The sequence below is a fragment of the Pyxidicoccus sp. M6 genome (assembly GCF_055568925.1).
In genome coordinates this window covers 5,640,656-5,658,709 of sequence record NZ_CM145714.1, presented here as the reverse complement: position 1 = coordinate 5,658,709, position 18,054 = coordinate 5,640,656, and the positions used below count along the sequence as shown (strand labels likewise).

Genomic DNA, 18,054 nt, shown 5'->3' with positions numbered 1-18,054 from the left:
TCGCGACGGGTCGTCACATTTCCCTCCAGGCATCACGCAACGACAGCCTGCATGGGCTTCTGCATGCGCACCTCGCTGGGACGACTCCTCTTCGGGAAGGCCATCCCGAACGGAGAGGAGAATGGCGACACCTCCAGGACGCGCCGGGTATCAGAGTGTCCTGTCCCAGTTCGTCGCCGCCGTCGCGGGCCGAGGCGTCTTCTACTTCGTCACCATGGGCGCCATCGTCGCGGTGCTGTGCCTGTCCGCCAACACCAGCTACGCGGGCTTCCCGCGCCTCTGCCGCGTGCTCGCGCTGGATGGCTACCTGCCGTCGGGCTTCGCGCACTCCGGACGGCGGCTGGTCTACTCCACGGGCATCATCGTCCTCTCACTGCTGGCCGCGGCCCTGCTCGTCGCCTTCGGAGGCGTGACGGACCACCTCATTCCGCTCTTCGCGGTGGGCGCCCTCTCCGCCTTCAGCATCTCGCAGACAGGCATGGTGCAGCATTGGAGGCGCGTGGGGGTGACATGGGTGGGCAAGGCCACCGCAGTGGACAGGCCGGTGGAGGCCGGTCCCCTCGAGCCGCCTGTCGTGGTGCTGAAGCCGCCTTCGCGTGCGAACGTCTTGCGCGTACGGTCCCCACCCACGCAAGTCCTGCGCCGGCGGGGCACATGTCCGTGCCCTGCCCCACTGCGGGCTCTGACTGAAGGCCCCCTGTGGGGCCGGCGCGCCTCGTGCAATCGCATGACGCCAGGAGGTGTACATGCGAATCGCGGTGCTGGGTGCGAGCGGCCGAACAGGACGTCAACTGGTCTCCCAGGCGCTGGCCGCCGGACATGAGGTCCGAGTCCTCGTCCGCAGGGCCGAGTCCGTCACCGAGTCCCACCCTCGGCTCACCGTGCTGACCGGCGACGCGGAAGACCCCGCGCACATCCGCGAGTTGGTGCGCGGCGTGGACGCGGTGGTGAGCGCCGTGGGCCCCGGCCGTGAGGACCCGGAGGCGTGCAGCCACGTCAGCCGCGTCGTTCGCGAGGTGCTCGAGGCCGAGGGCCCCCGGCGCTACGTCTACGTCTCCGGTTCGCACGTGGACATGCCGGGGGACTCGAAGGACCTCATCGGGCGCGTGGCCGCGCGGATGGGCCGGCTGTTCGGAGGGCGGATTGTCGCCGACAAACAGCGCGAGCTGGATGCTCTGCGAGCCAGCGGACTGGATTGGACGGCCGTCCGCCCGTCGCAACTGACCAACGGGCCGAAGACTGGCAGGTATCGGGTGAGCACCTTGACCCCGCCGGGCGCTCGTGTGGCCCGCGCGGATGTCGCCGACTTCATCCTCAAGGAGCTCCAGGAGCACCGCCATGGACGACAGGCCCCCTTCATCGCCCGGTAGGCAGGATGGCACCACCGGCCCCTGCAACCGGGTCCTCGTCACCGGAGCGCTCGGCCACATGGGGCGCGAGGTGCTGCGCGCGCTCTCCGCGCGGGGCATCGCGGCCCGGGCGGCCGCCCGTTCGGTAGAGCGTGCTCGCGCGGTGCTCGGTGCCGAGGCCGACATCGTCGCGATGGACTTCATGGACGCGCGGACATTCCAGCCCGCGTTGCAGGGCTGCGATGGGCTGTTCCTGCTGCGGCCGGCGGCCATCTCGGACGTGAAGCACACGCTCGACCGCCTGGTGGACGTGGCCGTCGCGAGCGGTGTCCGGCACATCGTGTTCCTCTCGGTGGCGGGCGCGGACACGAGCAAGCTCGTTCCGCACCATGAGGTGGAGGAACACCTGAAGCAGTCCGGCACGGGCTGGACGGTGCTGCGGCCCGGCTTCCTCGCGCAGAACCTCGGGGATGCGTACCGGCGCGACATCGTCGAGGACGGCCGCATCTACGTCCCAGCGGGCAAGGCCCAGGTGGCGTTCGTCGACGCGCGCGACGTGGCCGACGTCGCTGCCCTCGCATTCGTGGAGCCCGGGGCTTACGCCGGTCAGGCCCATACCCTCACGGGCCCGGAGCACTACACCTTCCTCGAGGCCGCGGAGTGCCTGACGGAGATGCTCGGCGTCCACGTGCGCTACCAGGCCGCGAGCATTCCCGGCTACATGCTGCACCTGCTGCGGCGCGGGGTGCCCATGACGCAGGTGCTGGTGCAGACGGTGCTCCACGCGGGCCTGCGCCACGGACAGGCGGAGCGCGTGGACCCGACGCTCACACGGCTGCTCGGCCGCCCCGGCCGCACGATGCGCGACTACATCCACGACCACGGAGCGCTCTGGCGCACCACGGCTCGCGTGGCGGCGTGACATGCGGCCAAGGGCCTCATGGCGACGTACTTGCAGAGCTGAAGTGTTGCATGACCATGCCTCGCGCTGACGCATGACAGCGTGGAGCACGGCGCGGTGAAACGATGGTGAGGAGGACGCCATGGATGGCTCGCTCACGGAGTCGACCCCGCCGGGTCCAGCGCTATCTCGCGAAGAAGAGGACGTGGCGCAGCGCCTGATGGACACGCCGCCACGCGGGAGCTTCCGGCCGGAGCTCGTGGAAGGCCTTCCTCAACCCGCGCGCGACTGGCTCATGCATGCGATTGCCGTCGGTACCCCGCTGTGGCGCACGGCCCGGCTCCGCATGCACGGCAGCATCAAGGTCAACGGACGCTGGTGCCCCTTCGAGGCCATGCAGGTCCACGCTCCGGGCCGCGGAATGCTGTGGAAGGCCCGCGCGCGGATGATGGGCCTGCCCGTCGTCGGCCATGACCTCTACGCCGACGGGCGCGGGGAGATGCGCTGGAAGCTGCTCGGATTGATTCCCGTGGCGACCGGGGACGGACCGGACATCACCCGCTCCGCTCGCGGCCGGCTCGCCGCGGAGACCACCGCCATGGTGCCCACCTGGCTCGTGGGCCCTCATGTCACGTGGACCGACGAGGGGCCTCGCACCGCGGTGGCCCACTTCACCGTCGACGGCGAGCCCTTCGACATCCGGTTGCAACTGGGTGATGGCGGCGCCCTGCGCGGCGTGAGCTTCCTGCGCTGGGGGACGCCGACTCCGGGCAGCGCCTTCGGCCTCCACCCGTTCGGCTGCGAGGTGCTGGAGGAGCAGACCGTCGCGGGGCTCACCGTGCCGCGCCGGATGCGCGCGGGCTGGTTCTTCGGCGGGCCGCGCTTCGAGTCCGAGGGCGAGTTCTTCCGCGCCACCGTGGACTCGCTGCGGCCCCTCTGACGCTCAGAACGTGTACTTCACCTTCGGGAAGATGGAGAGCGCGGTGATGTTGGGCCCGATGACGTAGCGGGCCAGCAGGTCCGCGCCCACGGAGAAGTGGTCCATGCCCGTGGCGTACTCGATGCCGAAGCCCAGGCCCGCGTTGGGCGCGCTCAGAGCGCGGCCCGGGTCACCCGCCTCGGGGTCCACCGGCGCCGGGTCCAACCGCGTGTAGCCCGCCACCGCCTTCGGCGTCAGGTACAGCCGGTCCATCACCTTCACGTGGTACGCCGCCGTGAGGTCCAGGAAGGCCATGGTGAAGTTGTCGGAGAGCGCGCACGTCTCCGTGCCCGGCAGGTAGCCCGCGAAGCAGTTCTGCGCGGACGAGCCGAGGCCGAAGTGCGCCCCCAGCGACAGCTTCTCCGTCAGGTCGTACCCCAGCCCGAGCTGCAGGTACGTCTGCGCGTTCGAATAGACGTTCTCCCCGCCGAGGGTGAAGAACACGCCGATGTCCGTCTCGGTGAAGAAGCCGCGGCGCGGCTGGAACTCCACTCCCTCCGGAGGCGTGGCCGCCAGGGCCGGAGACGACAGCAGCGCAAGCGCGGCGACTAGCAGGGACTTCTTCACGAATCCTCCCGACACGCGTGCCCTCCGGGTGACTCCCAGGAGCGGCGCTGGACGTTAATGATGCCCCCCGCGTTCCGGCAACGAGGGGCGGAAACGAAAGTGGCGTGGACCGCTGCGTCCACGCCACTAGAGAACATCTACGGCTCGAAGCGGAGGACTACCCCTCTTCGCCGCCCTCGCCATTACCGGCCGGCGAGAAGATCCACGGGTACGTCACGGACACCACGCCGCCGCCCTTGGGCTCCGGGAACTTCCAGCGGCGGATGCGGGACAGCATGCACTGCTCCGCCTTCGAGTTGTTCAGCGTCGTCTCGCTGACGTTGGCGTCCGACACCGCGCCCGTCGGGTCGATGGTGAAGGCCACCGCCACCTTGCCGGCGAGGCTCGGGTCCTTGTTCAGCTCGGACTCGTAGCAGTACTTGATCTCCCCCTGGTGGCGCCGGATGACCTTGGCGATGACGTCCTTGTCGAGACCGCCGACCACCGTCGTCTTGCCGGGGATGACCTTGGTGATGGACTTGCCGCGGCCGCCCAGGTCGATGCCGCCCGAGCCACCCGCGCCGCGCCCCGTGCCCTGCGTACCGAGGCCACCGATGCCCAGCGCGGTGCCGCCACCGCCGGTGCCCGTGCCGCGCGAGCCGAGACCACCGACGCCCTGCGCGTCACCCATGGCCGCGCCGCCCTTGAGGCCGCCGAGCGCGTTGTTGAGGCCAGTGCCGAAGCCGCCGGGGCCGAACACGTCCGAGGCCCCGCCCTTCAGCCCCTTGAACGCGCCGAGCAGACCGACCTTGCCCACCACCTGGCGGTCCTTCTCCTTCTTGCTCCTGTCCACTATCGGCGTGCCCGGCTTGGAGGGAGCGGCCTCCTGCTGCTTCGCCTCCTCCTTGCCGAACTTGCCCTCTTCGTCCTTCGCCTTCGCGCCCTCCTCCACACCGGTGAGCTGGAGCTTCTTCTGCTCGAGCTTCTTCTCCGGGGTGATGAGGAACTTCGCGACGCGCTGCTGGTCCTGGAAGATGTCCGCCGTCTCGGGATGCTCCGAGCGCGGCGTCAGCACCATGGCCAGGATGACGGCCAGGCCCGCCAGGAGGCAGATGCTGGCAATCTTGAAGAAGGTGAAGTCCGCCTCGACCAGCGCGTTGGCGGCGATGGACGGCGAGGGCCGCACGTAGCGCACCACGAAGGCCACGTTGCCGAGCGACAGCTCCACCCGGTCATACAGGCCGAGCGTGAGCACCTGCTCCTGCTCCGCGGACGCGCCGGTGAGCGCGCCCGCCGCGCGCAGCGAGTCCTTGGTGCGCACGTTGCCCTGGTTGGTGACGATGAGGCCCGAGCCCGCCGGAGCGCGCACCTCCAGCTTCTCACCGCGGCTCACCGCCAGCACGTGACGCTGGCCCACCGACGGCGCGAAGACGTGGAAGAAGTTCTGCTTCGCCTCGCCGATGGTGACGGGGACGCCGTCCTTGAAGTGCTGGACCTCCAGCATCTGGTCGCCCCAGAGCATGGCCACCTGGAGCACCTTCGCATTGGCGAGCGGCATGGCCTCGGGAGGCAGCGGCTCCTGGAGGTGCGGCGCCACCGTGGGCTTCGCCTTCGCCGTGGCCGTCGGAGTCACCGTCCGGGCCTTGTTCGTCACCGGCTGCGCCACGGGGGGCACCACCGGCGTCACCGGCCGCTCCGTGCGCACGGCGACGCCCGCCGAGGACGCCTCCATGCGAGCGCCCGGCATGGGCACGGGCACCGGCGCGCGCGGCGGGTGCATGGCCGAGGGGGGTGTCACCACCTCGGGCATCTTCACCGCCACGGGCGCACGCTGCGTCACCGAGCCCTGGAAGGCCGGCCCCGCCACCTGCGCGCCCACGGGCGCGTTGCGCAAGGGCTCGGGGGGACCGAAGAGGACCTCCACCCTCGAGCCACCCATCTTCAGGACGTCCCCGGGCTTGAGTGCCGTGGGGATGACGAGGCGTTCGCCCCGCACCTCCGTGCCGCTCTCGCTGCCGAGGTCGATGGCCGTGACGGAGCCATCCTTGTCCACCTTGAGCATCACATGAAGGTTGGAGACCCGCGGATCCTGAATCTTCACCGCCGCCTGGGCGCCCGACCCCACAATGACGCTATCCGCCTCCGACACGGCCTCAACCGTGGAGCCGTCCGGCCCAGTGATTCGGAGCGTCAAGCCGTTGTTCTTCGCCGCCGCCATGAGGATTCTTCCTTCTTCCCTTCCACCCGAAAACGACCGACCGCCGCCGCCCTAGAGGTTATCGACTGACTTCTGTAACTCCGGATCGAAATTCTCCCGGACCTTGATGAGGCTCTGGAAGTCCGACTTCTTGCGGTGGAGCACGTACGAGCCTTCCGGCTTCGTGAGCTCGCCTTCCACCGCGACATCGGTGAAGTCGATGACCGTCTTCTTGCGGAAGACGGTGCGGTCCTCCTCCTGGATGACCTTCACCGTGTCCTTCGAGTTGTCCTGCGCCAACGCCACAGCCGGCGCCACCCACAGCCCCATCACCACCGCCACCGATGCCAGTCGCCTCATACCCAGCCTCCATTCACTTCATCGGGTGAGACAGCGGGTCTTCCAACAGGTTCCCGCGGGTCCAATGCACAGCGCGATCCAACTTCAAGTCCGTGAATCCTAAGGAACTTGCCTGCCGCCTGCCATGCGGTGGCCCGGCAGATGGAAAAAAGTTCCACCTCCTGACCACCACAATTGCCGTCCACTACGGCACCTTCGACGGCGCGGGGGCGGGCGCCTGCGCGCCCTGAGCCGCGTCCTCGGAGGCCGAGCCATCAGCGGACGGTTCGCCTTCGGCAGGAGGCGCGCCCTCCGCCGGCGCCTCACCGCCCTGCTCCTGCGGGAGCTGGTTGAGCACCGAGCCCGCGCCGCCGGTGGCCTCGTTCTTCTTCTCTCCATCCGCTTCAGCAGCGGCGGGCGGCGGAGCCTTCAGCATGTTCTGCAGGCCCTGCACCTTCGCGGTGATGATCTGCTTGTCCTGATCCGTCGTGCCCTGCAATTCCTTGCAGCGGTCGAGGAAGGCAATCGCCTTCTCCCAGCCCGCGCGGTCCGACGCGTACGCCCAGCCCGCGCCGCACACCGCCTCCGGCAGGTCCGCGCGCGAGGCGAGCACCTTCTCGAACGTCTCACCCGCGGCCAGGCCCTTCTTCGGGTCCCTGCCCTTCTGTCCGTCCAGCGCCCACGCGAGGTACAGCCTCGCCTCCGCCGAGTCCGGCTCGAGCTCCGTCACCTTCGTGAACGAGCGCTCCGCCCCCACGTAGTCGCGGTAGCTCAGCGCCATGGCCCCGAGGTTGAGGTAGCCCGGCGCGAACCTGTCATCGAGCGACACCGCCTTCTGGAACTGCGCGAGCGCACGCGTCCGGTCCTCCAGCTTCAGGTAGACCATGCCGAGCAGGTTGTAGAGCGCCGGGTCCTTCTCCGCGTGCTTGAGCGCGGTGCCGGTCAACAGCTCCGCGAGCCGGAACTGTCCGCGCGCATACGCCACCTGCGCGAGGTTCTTGTACGCCCCCGGGTTGTCCTTGCTGCGCACCAGCACGCGCCGCGCGGCGGCCTCGGACTCGTTCAGCTTCCCCGCCACGCGGTACGTCAACGAGAGGCAGTTGAGCAGCGACGCGTCATGCTCGCGCCCCGGCTGCTTCAGCGCCTTCTCCAGCAGCGCAATCGCCTCGTCCGTGTGCCCCTGGTCGCGGTGCAGCACCGCGAGGTTGACGGCGGACGGCACGTGCCCCGGGTCCAGCAGGAGCACCTTCTCGTAGGCCACTCGAGCATCGTCGATGCGGCCCTGGCGCTCGGCGATGACGCCCAGGTTGAACTGCGCGTTGAGACTGCGCGGGTCCTTCGCGAGCGACTTCTCGAAGCCCTGCTTCGCGCCGTCCAAATCACCCGCCTCGTAGGCCTGGAGTGCCGCGGAGAAGAGCTCCGTGGCGCTGCCGTCCTTCGGCGCGGGAGCCTGCTGCGCCTGCGCCGCGGGCGTGCCCTGCTCCGGCTTCTGGGCGGACGCGGCCGACGGCGCCGGCTTCTCCGGAAGCACGGAGGGCTTCGTCTGGGGCCCCGACGCGCACGCGGCCGTGAAGGCCAGCGAGCCCGCGAGGAGCGAGCGGAACCATTTCATCTGCGTCTTCCCTGTCCCTGCATGAAGGGTGTTGAAGCGGTTGCGCGTCACGGCCGCACCTCCCCGAGCGAAGCGGTGGGCGCGGGAGCCTTCTCCTGCGACGTCGGCGGCTGCTGGGCCGGGTCCGCGGGAGCGGCCTTGTCCGCGGGCTGCGCGGGAGCACCGGGCTCGGTGGGCACCGGAGCCGGAGCCACCGAGGCCTCCGCCGTGCCATCCGGCTCACGCGCGAGCTCCGCGCGGGCCATGGAGTCGCTGGCGCGGTACTGCACCGGCCGCACCTGCGCGTACGAGCCGGGGCGGAACCTGTTCACCTGGTCCTGCGCGGCCAGCGTCCACTGGCTGTAGATGCCCAGCTCGTAGGCCTTGTCGAGCGCCTTCTCCAGCGCCTCGGTGGACTTGTCCTCCAGCGGGAGCGCCAGGTTCTCCAGCTCCCCGCGGTACATGGCGAGCTGGTCCTCGTCGAGCCCCTGCGGGTCCGGCGAGTCCATGATGTTCTTCGCGAAGTCCGCATACGCGAGGCCGATGCGCGTGAGCGCAGCGATACCCCAGTCACCCGAGCCCGTGGCCAGCACCGCGAGGTACTCCTTCTCGATGCGCTGGATTTCACGCTGCTTCGCCGCGAGGTCCCTGCGGATGGTGCTCACCCGCGCGAACTTGATGTCCGTGTAGCGCTTCCACGCAGGCTCCAGCGCCAGGAAGCGCGCGTGGCCGTAGGCATTGAGCACCGCCACATCCTTACGCGCGGCCTCGGGCAGCCGGTTCCAGCCGCGCACCAGCTCCGACTGAACGCGCTCCTGCTCACGCACGTTCTTGAGCTGCTGGTACGCGAGCATCTCGCGGTAGCGCGCCAGGTAGAGCTGCGGCGCGGCGGCGCGCGAGTCACGGCCATACGTCTCCGCGAACGAGCCGAAGGCCTTCGCCGCCTCGCTCCACTTCTTCTCCTTCTCCCAGACGTTGGCGATGGCGTAGGCCACCTGCGGCACGTCCTTGCGGTCCTTGAAGCGCGTGACGTAGGCGGTGTACGCGGTCACGGCCTTCTGCGGCTCACCCGCGCCCTCCCACCAGACACCGGCGTTGAACTGCGCGTCCGCCACCCAGGCGCCGGCCTCCTCCACCAGCGCCTTGCGCTCGGCGGAGCGCTGCGACTTCTTGGACTCCGCGTCCTCGGCGGCGCCCGGCGTGTCGTCCTTCTTCGCGACGGCCTTGCTCTTGTCCTTCGTCTTCCTGGACTCGGACTCCTGCGCCTTCACCGCTGCGTCGTACTCGGCGATGAAGGACTCGGCCATCGTCGCGGCCTTGCGGTACTCGGCCACCTTCTCGTAGAGGCCGGCCAGCGAGTAGCGCGCCTTCAGCTCGAAGTTGCTGCGCGGGTACTCCTTGAGGAAGCGCTCACCCGCCTCGATGCCCTTGTCGATTTCGCCCGCCTCCTGCGCAATCACCATGACGTAGGTGAGCGCGCGGTCCGCGTTGTCCGACCTGGGGAACTCGGCGACGAACTTGAGGAACTCCTCGGCGGCCTTCCTCGGGTTCTTCTCCTTCTTGTAGACGACCTCGTCCACCCACTTGTAGTGGCTGCCCTCCACGACGCGGGCCACGCGCGCGGCGAAGTCCGTGCCGGGCTTGGACAGCCGCTTGTTGGAGAGGAACTTCCGCGACAGCGTGCTCAGCTCCAGCCACTCCTCGCGGCTCTCGAGCACGTACATGGTGAGGTCCGCCGCGTCACGCGAGCGCCGCTCCTCCGGGTACTTGTCGATGATTTCGCCGAAGCGCCGGGCCGCGTCCACGAAGTGGCTGCGGTCGTAGAGGATGACGGCCGCCTGGTAGCGCAGGTCGATTTCGTCCTGCGTGTCCGGGTACAGCTTCACGTAGACGTCGCACGCGTTGACGAGGCGCTCCTCGAACTTCGTGAGCGGCTCCTCCTCGCGCTCCTTCGCGTCGCGCTTGACGATGCGCTGCTTCGCGACGTCGCCCTTGTCCTTCTTCTCGTCGACCTTCTGGCCGTCCTTGAGGTCGCTCTTCGCCAGCTGGCCGCGCTCAATCTTGACCAGCTTGTCGTAGGCGAGGATGGCGTTGTACGCGGCGCTCTTGCGGTAGCTCTCGTTGGAAATTTCGCGCGCCGTGTCGCGGTCCGGAATCTTGAACGCCACCACGGAGTCATACTCGGCGGCGGCGGCCTGCCACTCCTCCAGGGCCCAGAGGATTTCCGCGTAGAAGAAGCGGATGTTGAAGGCAGAGTCCGCGACGAAGTCCGGGTTGCTGCTGGAGGCGAACGCGTCCACGTACTGCTTGTAGATGTCGCGCGCGAGCCGGTACGTCTCCACCTGCCGCGTCTTCTGCGCCTCCTGGTGGTACTCCGTCACCATGACGCGCATGGCCTCCTCGGTGACGTTGAAGGCGTTGCGCAGGACGGTGGCCTGCTTCTCGTTGGCCTTCCACCACTCGCCACCGGGGCTGTAGAGGTCCACCATCCGCTTCATCTCCTTGCGGACCTGCTGGCGCTGGCGGAGTCCCTCGTAGGCGCGGACGATGGCCTGCTGGTACTCGGGGGCGTTGGCGCCCATGGGCTCGTCGTCCACGAGCGTGCGGTAGGTGAGGATGGCGCTGTCGAAGTGGCCCGCGTCCACCAGGCCCGCGGCCGTCTTGGCGATGAGCCGGCCCTGCCGCTTCGCGGGGGCCTTCTCCTTGAAGTAGGCGATGGCCTCCTTCGGCTGGTCCAGCTGCACGTAGAAGACGGTGAGGTCGTTGAGCGCCTCGGTGCGCAGGTCGCCCAGCTCCTCCTTCTTCGCCGAGTAGTCCACCACCTCGTGGAGCTTCTTCAGGCCCTCCTCGTAGTCACCGGTGTTGTAGTCACACCAGGACAGCTTGTAGATGGCGTACGCGTAGATCTTCGGCACGCCCGTGTCGCGCGCCTTCTCGTAGTTCTGCTTGGCGGGGATGAGCTTGTTGTTCTCGAAGTAGTGGTTGCCGAGCTGGATGTACGCGTCGGGAACGAACTCGGACTTCGGGAAGTCGCGGATGAGCTCCTCGTAACGCGCCACGGCCGCATCGCGGCGGCCGAGCTCGTAGAGGTTGTAGCCCATGGAGAAGAGAATCTCGTCGCGCTTGGGGTACTGCGGCCAGGCACGGAGGATGTCCTCGTAGATGGCCATCGTCTCCGCGCGGTAGCGCTCGCTCTCGCGGTGGTCCTGCTGCGGCTCGGTGGCCTTCTCGCCGCGCGCCACGGCGGCGTCGTACTGCTTCTCCGCCGCGAGGAAGCGGTCCATCTCCAGGCGGTAGAGGTACTGCGACTTCTCCCAGTAGAGCTCGGACAGGCGGCTGAGCATCTCCGCCTTCTGCATGTTGTCGTCGTGCAGCTTGGAGACGAGGCGCTTGAGGGCTTCAATCGCCTCGTCGCGCTTCTTGTCCGCGAGCGCGTCCTTCTTCGAGTCGGCGATGCGCGGGACGTCCGCGAACTTCGCCGTGGCGGGCTTCACGCGCGCGGGGCCCTTGCGCACATCCTCCGGCGCCACGCCGGGCGGAGGGGCCTTAGCGGCCTCCTGCTTCGCGGCCTCGGCCTTCTTGTCGGAGGCCTTTGCCTTCTCCCGAGCTTCCCGAGCCCCGGGGGTCTTCGACGCCGACGCCGAGGCGGGCTTCTTCACCGCCTTGCGGGCCGGCGGTTCCGCCGCCTCTCCCACCCCACCGGCGGCGAGCGCGACACCCACCGCCAGCGCACCGAAACGAAGCACCACCTTCATGCGAGCTCCTGCCGTGAAGCCGACCCGACACGTGGGCGATCAGACGCCCACTGACGAGGGACGACGGAAAGTAGACGCGCACTCCAGGAATGAGAAGTGCCGTGGAACGAGTCTTGCGGCCCGTAACCCATTGTCTGGCAATGATTTCTTCCAGTGTCCGACAACGGCGAAGGGGCCGGCCCCGGCGCAAGTCTACGCGCTCGGAGACGGCCCCCTCGAGGGTACGACCGTGGGCGACAGCAGCCCATGTGTGTCTATTGTTGCGACGGCTGCGAGTCGCCCGTCTTCGCCGGGCAGCCGCGCTTCAGCGTGTATTGGTAGTAACCAATCTCGTCGATCCAGAACTCGCCCTGGAACTTCCAGTAGTTGTAGTTCGCGCCCGGCATCTTCGGCCGGTAGAGCGACTGGCGCGTGAGCAGCGCCTTCTGGTCCACGCCGGCCTGGAGCAAATCTTTCTCGTCCAGCGCCGTCTGCACGCGGATGATTTCCGCCTGGTCGGAGAAGGTACGCAGGTTGTCCGCCGCCTCACGGATGCGGCTCTTGGCCAGGGTGCCGCCGACCTGGAGCAGCGTGCCGCGCACCTCCTCCAGCGAGGCCATCGTCTGGGCGGACATGGGCGTGCCACGCCAGCCACCGCTGCTCAGCGAGCGCTTCTCCTGGTCCACCTGGTCCAGCATCCGCATCACCTCGCGGATGCGCTCGTTGTTGCGCAGCCACAGGTACACCGGGCGCGGCAGCCGGCGGTTCTCCGCGGCCACGAGGTTGTACGCCTGCACGAGCTGCACGTCGTCGCCGGTGAACGGGTCCAACTGCTTCGCCATGGGGCCGTAGAGCTCGTCGAAGGCCGCCAGCGTGGTCTTCACCTCGTCGTAGAGGCACGAGTAGTAGTAGACGGTGGCCTTCAGAATCCACGACTCGGGCTGGAAGGCGCCCTCGAACTGGGGCGCGTGGAGCGCCTGGAGGCTGCCCAGCGCGCCGCCGAAGTCCTCGTTCTGGAAGCGCGCGAAGCCGTTCTCGAAGAGGGCCTGGTCCCAATAGCGCGAGTAGCGCGGCACGCGCTCGTACGCGGTGCTGCCCTCCGCGTACTCACCGCGGCGGTAGTGCAGGCGGCCGAGGCTGAGCAGCGCGAGCTGCTGCGTGGGCTTCAGCTCCACCTGCGGCTCCTTCGCGGACAGCACGGCGTTGAAGGCGGACAGGGCCTCCTTGTCCAGCGCGTCAGCCTCACCGGGACGGCCGGGGAAGCGCGGGTCCGACAGCACCACGCCCAGCAGGTAGCGCGCCTTCGCGTAGACGCGGCTGTCCTTCGGCACGGCCTCGAGCAGGTTGCGCGCCTCCTCGAAGCGGCCGCGGCGCTGACTCACCGTGCCCACGAGGTAGTTGATGCGCGCGAGCACCTCCTTGGGCAGCGTCACCCACCGGTCGCGCACCTCGTCGGTGTACGCCTGGTTGAGGATGCTGGGGATGAGGTTCTGCTCGTCGAGCTGCTGCTGCATGTCCACGAGCCCCTCCACCGCCTTGAGGTACGAGGGGTGATTGGGCCCGGCGTTGACGATGTTCGCGTAGGAGATGAAGGCGGAGACGGGCAGCCCCTTCTTCGCCAGCGTCTGCGCGAGGAAGAACTCGGACTTGCCCTTCACGTCGGCGTCGGCGCCGCCCTCGGAGAGCTGGAAGAAGAGCGGCGCGGCGGTGTCGTAGTCACCGGCGTTGAAGGCGGCCAGCGCGCGGTTGTAGCCGCCCACGTCCTGCTGGGCGGGCACCGCGAGCGGCGCCAGGACGACGAAGAGACTGAGCAGTCGTTTCATGGCGAGTGGTGCCTTCATGGGCGTCAGAAGAGGATGGAGAAGCCGGCGTAGAAGCTGATGTTGTTGAGGACGTCCGAGGACGGCTCGGCCACGAGGTCGCGTCCGAGGATGATGTCCTCGCGGTAGTTCTTCTTCGTCTTCGGGTCCACGCCGTCGAACTTCTCGTACTTGCAGCTCCCGCTGAGCTGCAGCGAGGAGAAGTCCTGGCCCGCCGCGCGCGCGGCCTCCAGCGCCTCGAAGTCCGCCAGGTTGCAGCCGTCCACCTTGTCCACGCGCGCCGTGTAGATGAGGTCCCTCACCTCCATGCGCAGCGCGTAGCTCTCACCGAACTGGAGGCGGAAGCCGCCGCCCACCGAGCCGAGGAACTTGGTGCCGGTGTCACCGAAGCGCGCGGGCACGGTGAACGTCTCGCCGTCCACCTCGTTGGCCACTTCCGGCCGGATGAGGTGGCGCGTGGAGCCGATGCCCGCGCCGCCGCTGAGCACCACGCTGAACTGGGCCAGTGAGTCGTTGAGGAAGGCGAACTTGCCGTAGAGCGGCGTCACCTCCACGCCCGCCTGCGCGCCCCACACCAGCAGGAGCGACGAGGCCGCCTGCGCCTGCTCGCGGACCTTGTCGATGAGCTCGAGGTTGAAGTCGCTCTCGTTCGAGTACCAGTTGTACTGGCCCGTCACCTGGAACGCGAAGTTCTCCTGCAGGTGGTAGATGTACTGGAGCGCCGTGCCGGCGTGGTTGGTGTACTTGCCGTTCACCTGCACCGTGGCCGGGAAGAGCGCCAGCTCGTGGTGGCCCTCGTCCGCGAAGCGCTTCTTCTGGACGATGTGCACGTTGACGTTCGGGTTGTAGAGCGGCGCGCCGTGCACCAGGCGCTGCTGCTGCGCCTCGGTGGTGCGCGGGCCCTCGGAGGCCAGCACGGGCGCGTCCTCGGGCGGCTGTGGCGGCTCGGGCTGGGACACCACGGGTGTCTCGTCCGTCGAAGCGGGCGCGGGAGGCTGGACGGCGATGTCCGAAGCGGGCGCCTCCGGGGCCTCCTGGGGAGCCATCGGCTCGGGGCGCGACGAGGGCGTCGAAGGCGCCTCCGGCTTCGGCTCGGCCTGGGCGGGCGGCGGCGGAACGGACGTCTCCGCGCCGGGCGCGGGCACGGGCTGCTGCGCCTGCGCGAGCGCGAGGGCCGGGGCAGCGACGAGGAGCGCGAGGGAGTGGAAGAGTCGCATGGTCAGAGCGCCTAGAAGGAGAAGGTGTAGCCAAGGTCGAACTGCACCAGGTGCGTGAAGCCCGGACTGGGCGCGGCCTCACCCGTCTCGCGCCCCGCTTCCCAGTCGTCGCGCAGCAGGTTGACGCGGTAGGAATCGCGGAACACCCAGTCGCGCAGCTCCAGCCGCAGGCCGTGCGTGTTGCCGATGAAGAAGCGGAAGCCCACCGCGCCGGACACCACCGGGGCCACGCGCGTCTCCTTCACCCAGAAGTCATTCGAGGCCGAGCCGCGGTCCTCCGGCACCGTGCGGTCGTCACAGATGCCCAGCTCGCGGTCCACCACCTGCGTGCACTGGATGACGGAGTGGCGCTGGAACGAGCCGATGCCGCCGCCACCCCAGACGTACGCCTGGAAGTGCGCCGGCAAGTCGGACACGAGGCTGAGCTTCCCGTAGATGGGCGCCCACCGCACGCCGGCCACGCCGTGCAGATTCATCTCCCACATGTCCTCGAGCTCGTCGGTGACCTTCTTGTCCTGACGGTCCAGGAAGCTCTCGGAGATGGAGCGCGCCAGTCCGGTGTGGCGGCTGGCCGCGTAGCCGGCGCGCGCTTCAATCGCGAAGGTGTTGAAGAGGTTGTAGGCGACCCCGGCGTTGAAGAAGTAGTGCGCCGTCAGGTGCGTCTGCACCGGCAGGCCCACGCCCAGGGACAGCTCGAGGTGCCCTCCAGGCTCGAACAGCCGGTTCCTGACGACGACGTTGTCGAGGACCTTCTCACTGTCGTCGTCCTGCGCCGCGGCGAAGGGCGCCGCCAGCGAGATGGCCAACGAAGCAAAGACGCGGAGCGTGCGTGCGTTCATGGTTCCTGCCCGGCCCGTGGGGTGGGCCGCCGTGTGCGGGAGGCCGAGCCTCCCCCAACCCGGGCGCCTGCGTCATTGACGATCAGGCCCCTTCGTGGCGCATCCATGTGCACACGGCTTCCGCGAGCGACAAGCCACGATGGCGCGGAGTCGGAATTCTTTTCACCCTCGTCGGTGTCCGGCGCCCACCGGTCAACGTTTCCAGGGGCACCGCATGACGCGGCCGTGGCGAAAGGGGCAGGCAGGGTACCACGAGGGGCACACCTGGACCCACCCGGGACGGTGGGACGCACGCGCCCGCAACGCAAACGCCCCGCCCGGATGCCCGAGGAATCGGGCCCGGAGGCGGGGCGTCAGGAGCGACTGGACTTCAGTGCGCTCAGCAGCGAATCAACCGCGAGCGGCCTTGTGCTGCGCGCGCAGGGCGACCTTGATGCTCGGGCGGAGGTAGACCACCGCGTCGTTGTGGCCCGGGACGGCGCCCTTCACGAGGATGAGGCCCTTCTCCACGTCCACGTCGACGACGGTCAGGTTCTGGGTGGTGACCTGCTCCACGCCAAAGTGACCCGGCATCTTCTTGTTCGGGTAGGTGCGGCCCGGCGTCTTACGCTGACCGATGGCGCCTGGGTGACGCTGATACTCGTGCGTACCGTGCGTCTTGGTCTGCGAACCCTTGAAGCTCCAGCGGCGCATGACGCCGGAGAAGCCGCGGCCCTTGGTGATGCCGGTGACGTCCACCAGCTCGCCCTTGGAGAACAGGTCCGCCTTGACGGCGTCGCCCACGTTGAAGGAGGCGGCCTCCTCCGGCGTGACGCGGAACTCCTTCAGGTGGCGGCGGTAGGGCGCGCTGGCCTTCTTGAAGAAGCCGCGCTCGGCCTTGTTGAGAATCTTCTCGCGAATCTCGCCGAAGCCCAGGGTCACCGCGGAATACTTGTCCTTCTCCGGGGTGCGCTTGCCCACGACCTGGCAGGTACCCACATCGATCACAGTGACCGGGACGAGGTTGCCCTCATCATTGAACACCTGGGTCATCCCGATCTTCTTGCCAATCAGACCCTTCACGTCGTCCTCACTGCCAGCGCGCGCGTGGTGGCGCGGAAAAACCCAATGAAATCAATGACCTGGACTGCACGCGTCCCCGCGGTCGCCAGGAAGCGGCGCAATGTAGCAGACGCGACCCCCACGTCAAGCACTACGGGCGGGGGAGCCCCTCACTGAGCGCGATCAAGCCGCGGGTAGAACGGTGCGAGCTGCGCATCAGGGATGCGCCGAGCGTACACGTCCTCGCCCAGCAGGAACAGCGCTTGATCCAGGTAATCCTCCGCGGCCTTCACCTGTTCCTCCCGCGAGGCGATTGCCTGGTCGAGCTCCGCCATCCGCTGCTCGTGCTCCAGCTTGCGCGCCTCCTCCTCGTCCTCCATCTCCAGCAGGCGCTTGTGCGCCAGGATGCCGGGGGCGCCGGGCTGGCCGGGCACGGGCGTGAGGGCGTTGGACAGGCGGACCTCCAGGTCCTCCACCTCGCGGCCCAGGCGCATCTGCGCGAGCCGGTTCTTCTTGAGGTTGGTGCGGGCGACGTCGATCTTGCTGGGTTCCTGGCCCGTCAGCTCCATGTCCTGGATCTTCTGCTCGAGCTTGCCGAGGCCGTCCAGGGCGTAGCGGAGGTCGGCGCGGCGGGTGGAGAGCGTCTTGCGCAGCTCCTTCACCTTGCCTTCGATGGCGTCCACCGCCTTCTTCCACTTCTTGACGATGGCCTGGTGCCCGGTGCGCTCCTCGGCCTGCTGGGCCAGGAAGTCCTGCCAGGCGCCGTCCTCGTCATTCATCTCCTGCTCGAGCGCCGCCAGCTCGTCCCGGCGGGCCACCACCGCCTCCTCGGCGCGGTAGACGCGGTCCATGGAGCGAGGGCAGTTGGGCTTGCCCGGCAGCCGATCACGCGCCAGGTCGCCCAGCTGGAAGATGAGGTCGTTGTAGGTCTCCTTCGCCATGGGCGCCGTTTCTACGCCCAACGCGCGGGGACTGTCACCGGGAGAGCGGACCTGGGCGACGTCCGGAAGGCCGTTTCAGGCGATCAGGAGCCGGGCGACGCGTCCATGGTGGAGGACGGGCCATGCATGACGGCGGCCAGGGCCCCTTCCGCCAGGGCGAGCAGCTCGCGGGCGCGGTCCTGCTCCTCGGTGCGGTTGAGCTCGCACACCCAGGCGGAGGACAGGTCCGCCTGCTGGCGCGCCAGCTCGGCTGTCGTCTCGTAGCGGGCGGCGGAGGCGCGGGCGAAGCAGCCCTCGCGGCGCAGCTCCAGAATCGTGTCCGGATCCAGCTCGATGTCCTCGGGCGGCACGGGCAACGGGCCGCGGCCCAGGGCGGCCAGCCGGGCCAGCAGGCGCGAGGCGTGCGCGCGGCAGAAGGCGGCCAGCACCATCAGCCGCGCCCGGACCCGCGCATCTCCGATGCGCTCCGCCAGCGCTGTCATCCGCCGGGCGGAAACGACTTCCGCCTCCCATGCGGCGGCCAGCGCAGCGGCCAGCCGGGTATGCCTCGCACCCATTGA

General features: G+C 68.8%; 15 protein-coding genes. 4 read left to right on the top strand and 11 right to left on the bottom strand.

What is annotated here, in order from left to right; all coding sequences use genetic code 11:
• The first annotated feature begins 121 nt into the window (after window positions 1–121).
• From ACVTJA_RS22675 to ACVTJA_RS22660, 4 genes are all read left to right on the top strand, one after another.
• On the top strand, window positions 122–823 hold the full coding sequence (locus tag ACVTJA_RS22675; RefSeq protein ID WP_465839088.1) for an amino acid permease: 702 nt from the start codon (window positions 122–124) through the stop codon (window positions 821–823).
• On the top strand, window positions 747–1,370 hold the full coding sequence (locus ACVTJA_RS22670) for an NAD(P)-dependent oxidoreductase (RefSeq protein ID WP_465839087.1): 624 nt from the start codon (window positions 747–749) through the stop codon (window positions 1,368–1,370). The genes ACVTJA_RS22675 and ACVTJA_RS22670 overlap by 77 nt, the downstream gene beginning before the upstream one ends.
• Window positions 1,339–2,271 carry an NmrA family NAD(P)-binding protein gene (locus ACVTJA_RS22665; protein WP_465839085.1) on the top strand — a complete coding sequence of 311 codons (933 nt, stop codon included), beginning with the start codon at window positions 1,339–1,341 and terminating at the stop codon, window positions 2,269–2,271. The genes ACVTJA_RS22670 and ACVTJA_RS22665 overlap by 32 nt, the downstream gene beginning before the upstream one ends.
• 121 nt (window positions 2,272–2,392) lie before the next feature.
• Window positions 2,393–3,190 (top strand): DUF6544 family protein, encoded by a 798-nt coding sequence (locus ACVTJA_RS22660; protein WP_465839084.1) that lies wholly within the window; start codon window positions 2,393–2,395, stop codon window positions 3,188–3,190.
• 3 nt (window positions 3,191–3,193) lie between these two features.
• Here the strand turns inward: ACVTJA_RS22660 and cglE are convergent, their stop codons facing one another.
• The 11 genes from cglE to ACVTJA_RS22605 all read right to left on the bottom strand — a co-directional run bounded on the left by cglE (window position 3,194) and on the right by ACVTJA_RS22605 (window position 18,051).
• Window positions 3,194–3,796 (bottom strand): adventurous gliding motility protein CglE, encoded by a 603-nt coding sequence (gene cglE, locus ACVTJA_RS22655; protein WP_465839082.1) that lies wholly within the window; start codon window positions 3,794–3,796, stop codon window positions 3,194–3,196.
• Between the two features lie 157 nt (window positions 3,797–3,953).
• Window positions 3,954–5,993 (bottom strand): TonB family protein, encoded by a 2,040-nt coding sequence (locus tag ACVTJA_RS22650; protein WP_465839080.1) that lies wholly within the window; start codon window positions 5,991–5,993, stop codon window positions 3,954–3,956.
• Window positions 5,994–6,044: 51 nt separating this feature from the next.
• Window positions 6,045–6,332 carry a hypothetical protein gene (locus ACVTJA_RS22645; protein WP_206728410.1) on the bottom strand — a complete coding sequence of 96 codons (288 nt, stop codon included), beginning with the start codon at window positions 6,330–6,332 and terminating at the stop codon, window positions 6,045–6,047.
• Window positions 6,333–6,516: 184 nt separating this feature from the next.
• Complete coding sequence (locus tag ACVTJA_RS22640; protein WP_465840493.1) at window positions 6,517–7,923, bottom strand: tetratricopeptide repeat protein; 1,407 nt, start codon at window positions 7,921–7,923, stop codon at window positions 6,517–6,519.
• Window positions 7,924–7,970: 47 nt separating this feature from the next.
• Window positions 7,971–11,657: a tetratricopeptide repeat protein gene (locus ACVTJA_RS22635; RefSeq protein ID WP_465839078.1), complete on the bottom strand. Its 3,687-nt coding sequence runs from the start codon at window positions 11,655–11,657 to the stop codon at window positions 7,971–7,973.
• A 254-nt stretch (window positions 11,658–11,911) separates the two neighbouring features.
• Window positions 11,912–13,459 carry a tetratricopeptide repeat protein gene (locus ACVTJA_RS22630; protein ID WP_465839076.1) on the bottom strand — a complete coding sequence of 516 codons (1,548 nt, stop codon included), beginning with the start codon at window positions 13,457–13,459 and terminating at the stop codon, window positions 11,912–11,914.
• A 23-nt stretch (window positions 13,460–13,482) separates the two neighbouring features.
• Window positions 13,483–14,673: an outer membrane beta-barrel domain-containing protein gene (locus ACVTJA_RS22625; protein WP_465839074.1), complete on the bottom strand. Its 1,191-nt coding sequence runs from the start codon at window positions 14,671–14,673 to the stop codon at window positions 13,483–13,485.
• An 11-nt stretch (window positions 14,674–14,684) separates the two neighbouring features.
• Window positions 14,685–15,512 (bottom strand): outer membrane beta-barrel domain-containing protein, encoded by an 828-nt coding sequence (locus tag ACVTJA_RS22620; protein ID WP_465839072.1) that lies wholly within the window; start codon window positions 15,510–15,512, stop codon window positions 14,685–14,687.
• Window positions 15,513–15,902: 390 nt separating this feature from the next.
• The gene (gene rplC, locus ACVTJA_RS22615) at window positions 15,903–16,574 is read right to left on the bottom strand and encodes a 50S ribosomal protein L3 (protein ID WP_465839071.1); all 672 of its coding nucleotides are present in this window, start codon (window positions 16,572–16,574) and stop codon (window positions 15,903–15,905) included.
• A gap of 149 nt (window positions 16,575–16,723) precedes the next feature.
• On the bottom strand, window positions 16,724–17,494 hold the full coding sequence (locus tag ACVTJA_RS22610) for a hypothetical protein (protein ID WP_465839070.1): 771 nt from the start codon (window positions 17,492–17,494) through the stop codon (window positions 16,724–16,726).
• A gap of 83 nt (window positions 17,495–17,577) precedes the next feature.
• On the bottom strand, window positions 17,578–18,051 hold the full coding sequence (locus ACVTJA_RS22605; RefSeq protein ID WP_465839068.1) for a hypothetical protein: 474 nt from the start codon (window positions 18,049–18,051) through the stop codon (window positions 17,578–17,580).
• Between the last annotated feature and the right edge of the window lie 3 nt (window positions 18,052–18,054).

Coding starts and splice junctions, on each gene's coding strand:
- ACVTJA_RS22675 (WP_465839088.1), top strand. CDS start 122: ATGGCGACACCTCCAGGACGCGCCGGGTATCAGAGTGTCCTGTCCCAG.
- ACVTJA_RS22620 (WP_465839072.1), bottom strand. CDS start 15,512: ATGAACGCACGCACGCTCCGCGTCTTTGCTTCGTTGGCCATCTCGCTG.
- ACVTJA_RS22635 (WP_465839078.1), bottom strand. CDS start 11,657: ATGAAGGTGGTGCTTCGTTTCGGTGCGCTGGCGGTGGGTGTCGCGCTC.
- ACVTJA_RS22605 (WP_465839068.1), bottom strand. CDS start 18,051: ATGGGTGCGAGGCATACCCGGCTGGCCGCTGCGCTGGCCGCCGCATGG.
- ACVTJA_RS22610 (WP_465839070.1), bottom strand. CDS start 17,494: ATGGCGAAGGAGACCTACAACGACCTCATCTTCCAGCTGGGCGACCTG.
- ACVTJA_RS22625 (WP_465839074.1), bottom strand. CDS start 14,673: ATGCGACTCTTCCACTCCCTCGCGCTCCTCGTCGCTGCCCCGGCCCTC.
- ACVTJA_RS22630 (WP_465839076.1), bottom strand. CDS start 13,459: ATGAAACGACTGCTCAGTCTCTTCGTCGTCCTGGCGCCGCTCGCGGTG.
- ACVTJA_RS22645 (WP_206728410.1), bottom strand. CDS start 6,332: ATGAGGCGACTGGCATCGGTGGCGGTGGTGATGGGGCTGTGGGTGGCG.
- ACVTJA_RS22650 (WP_465839080.1), bottom strand. CDS start 5,993: ATGGCGGCGGCGAAGAACAACGGCTTGACGCTCCGAATCACTGGGCCG.
- ACVTJA_RS22640 (WP_465840493.1), bottom strand. CDS start 7,923: ATGAAATGGTTCCGCTCGCTCCTCGCGGGCTCGCTGGCCTTCACGGCC.
- ACVTJA_RS22670 (WP_465839087.1), top strand. CDS start 747: ATGCGAATCGCGGTGCTGGGTGCGAGCGGCCGAACAGGACGTCAACTG.
- ACVTJA_RS22665 (WP_465839085.1), top strand. CDS start 1,339: ATGGACGACAGGCCCCCTTCATCGCCCGGTAGGCAGGATGGCACCACC.
- ACVTJA_RS22660 (WP_465839084.1), top strand. CDS start 2,393: ATGGATGGCTCGCTCACGGAGTCGACCCCGCCGGGTCCAGCGCTATCT.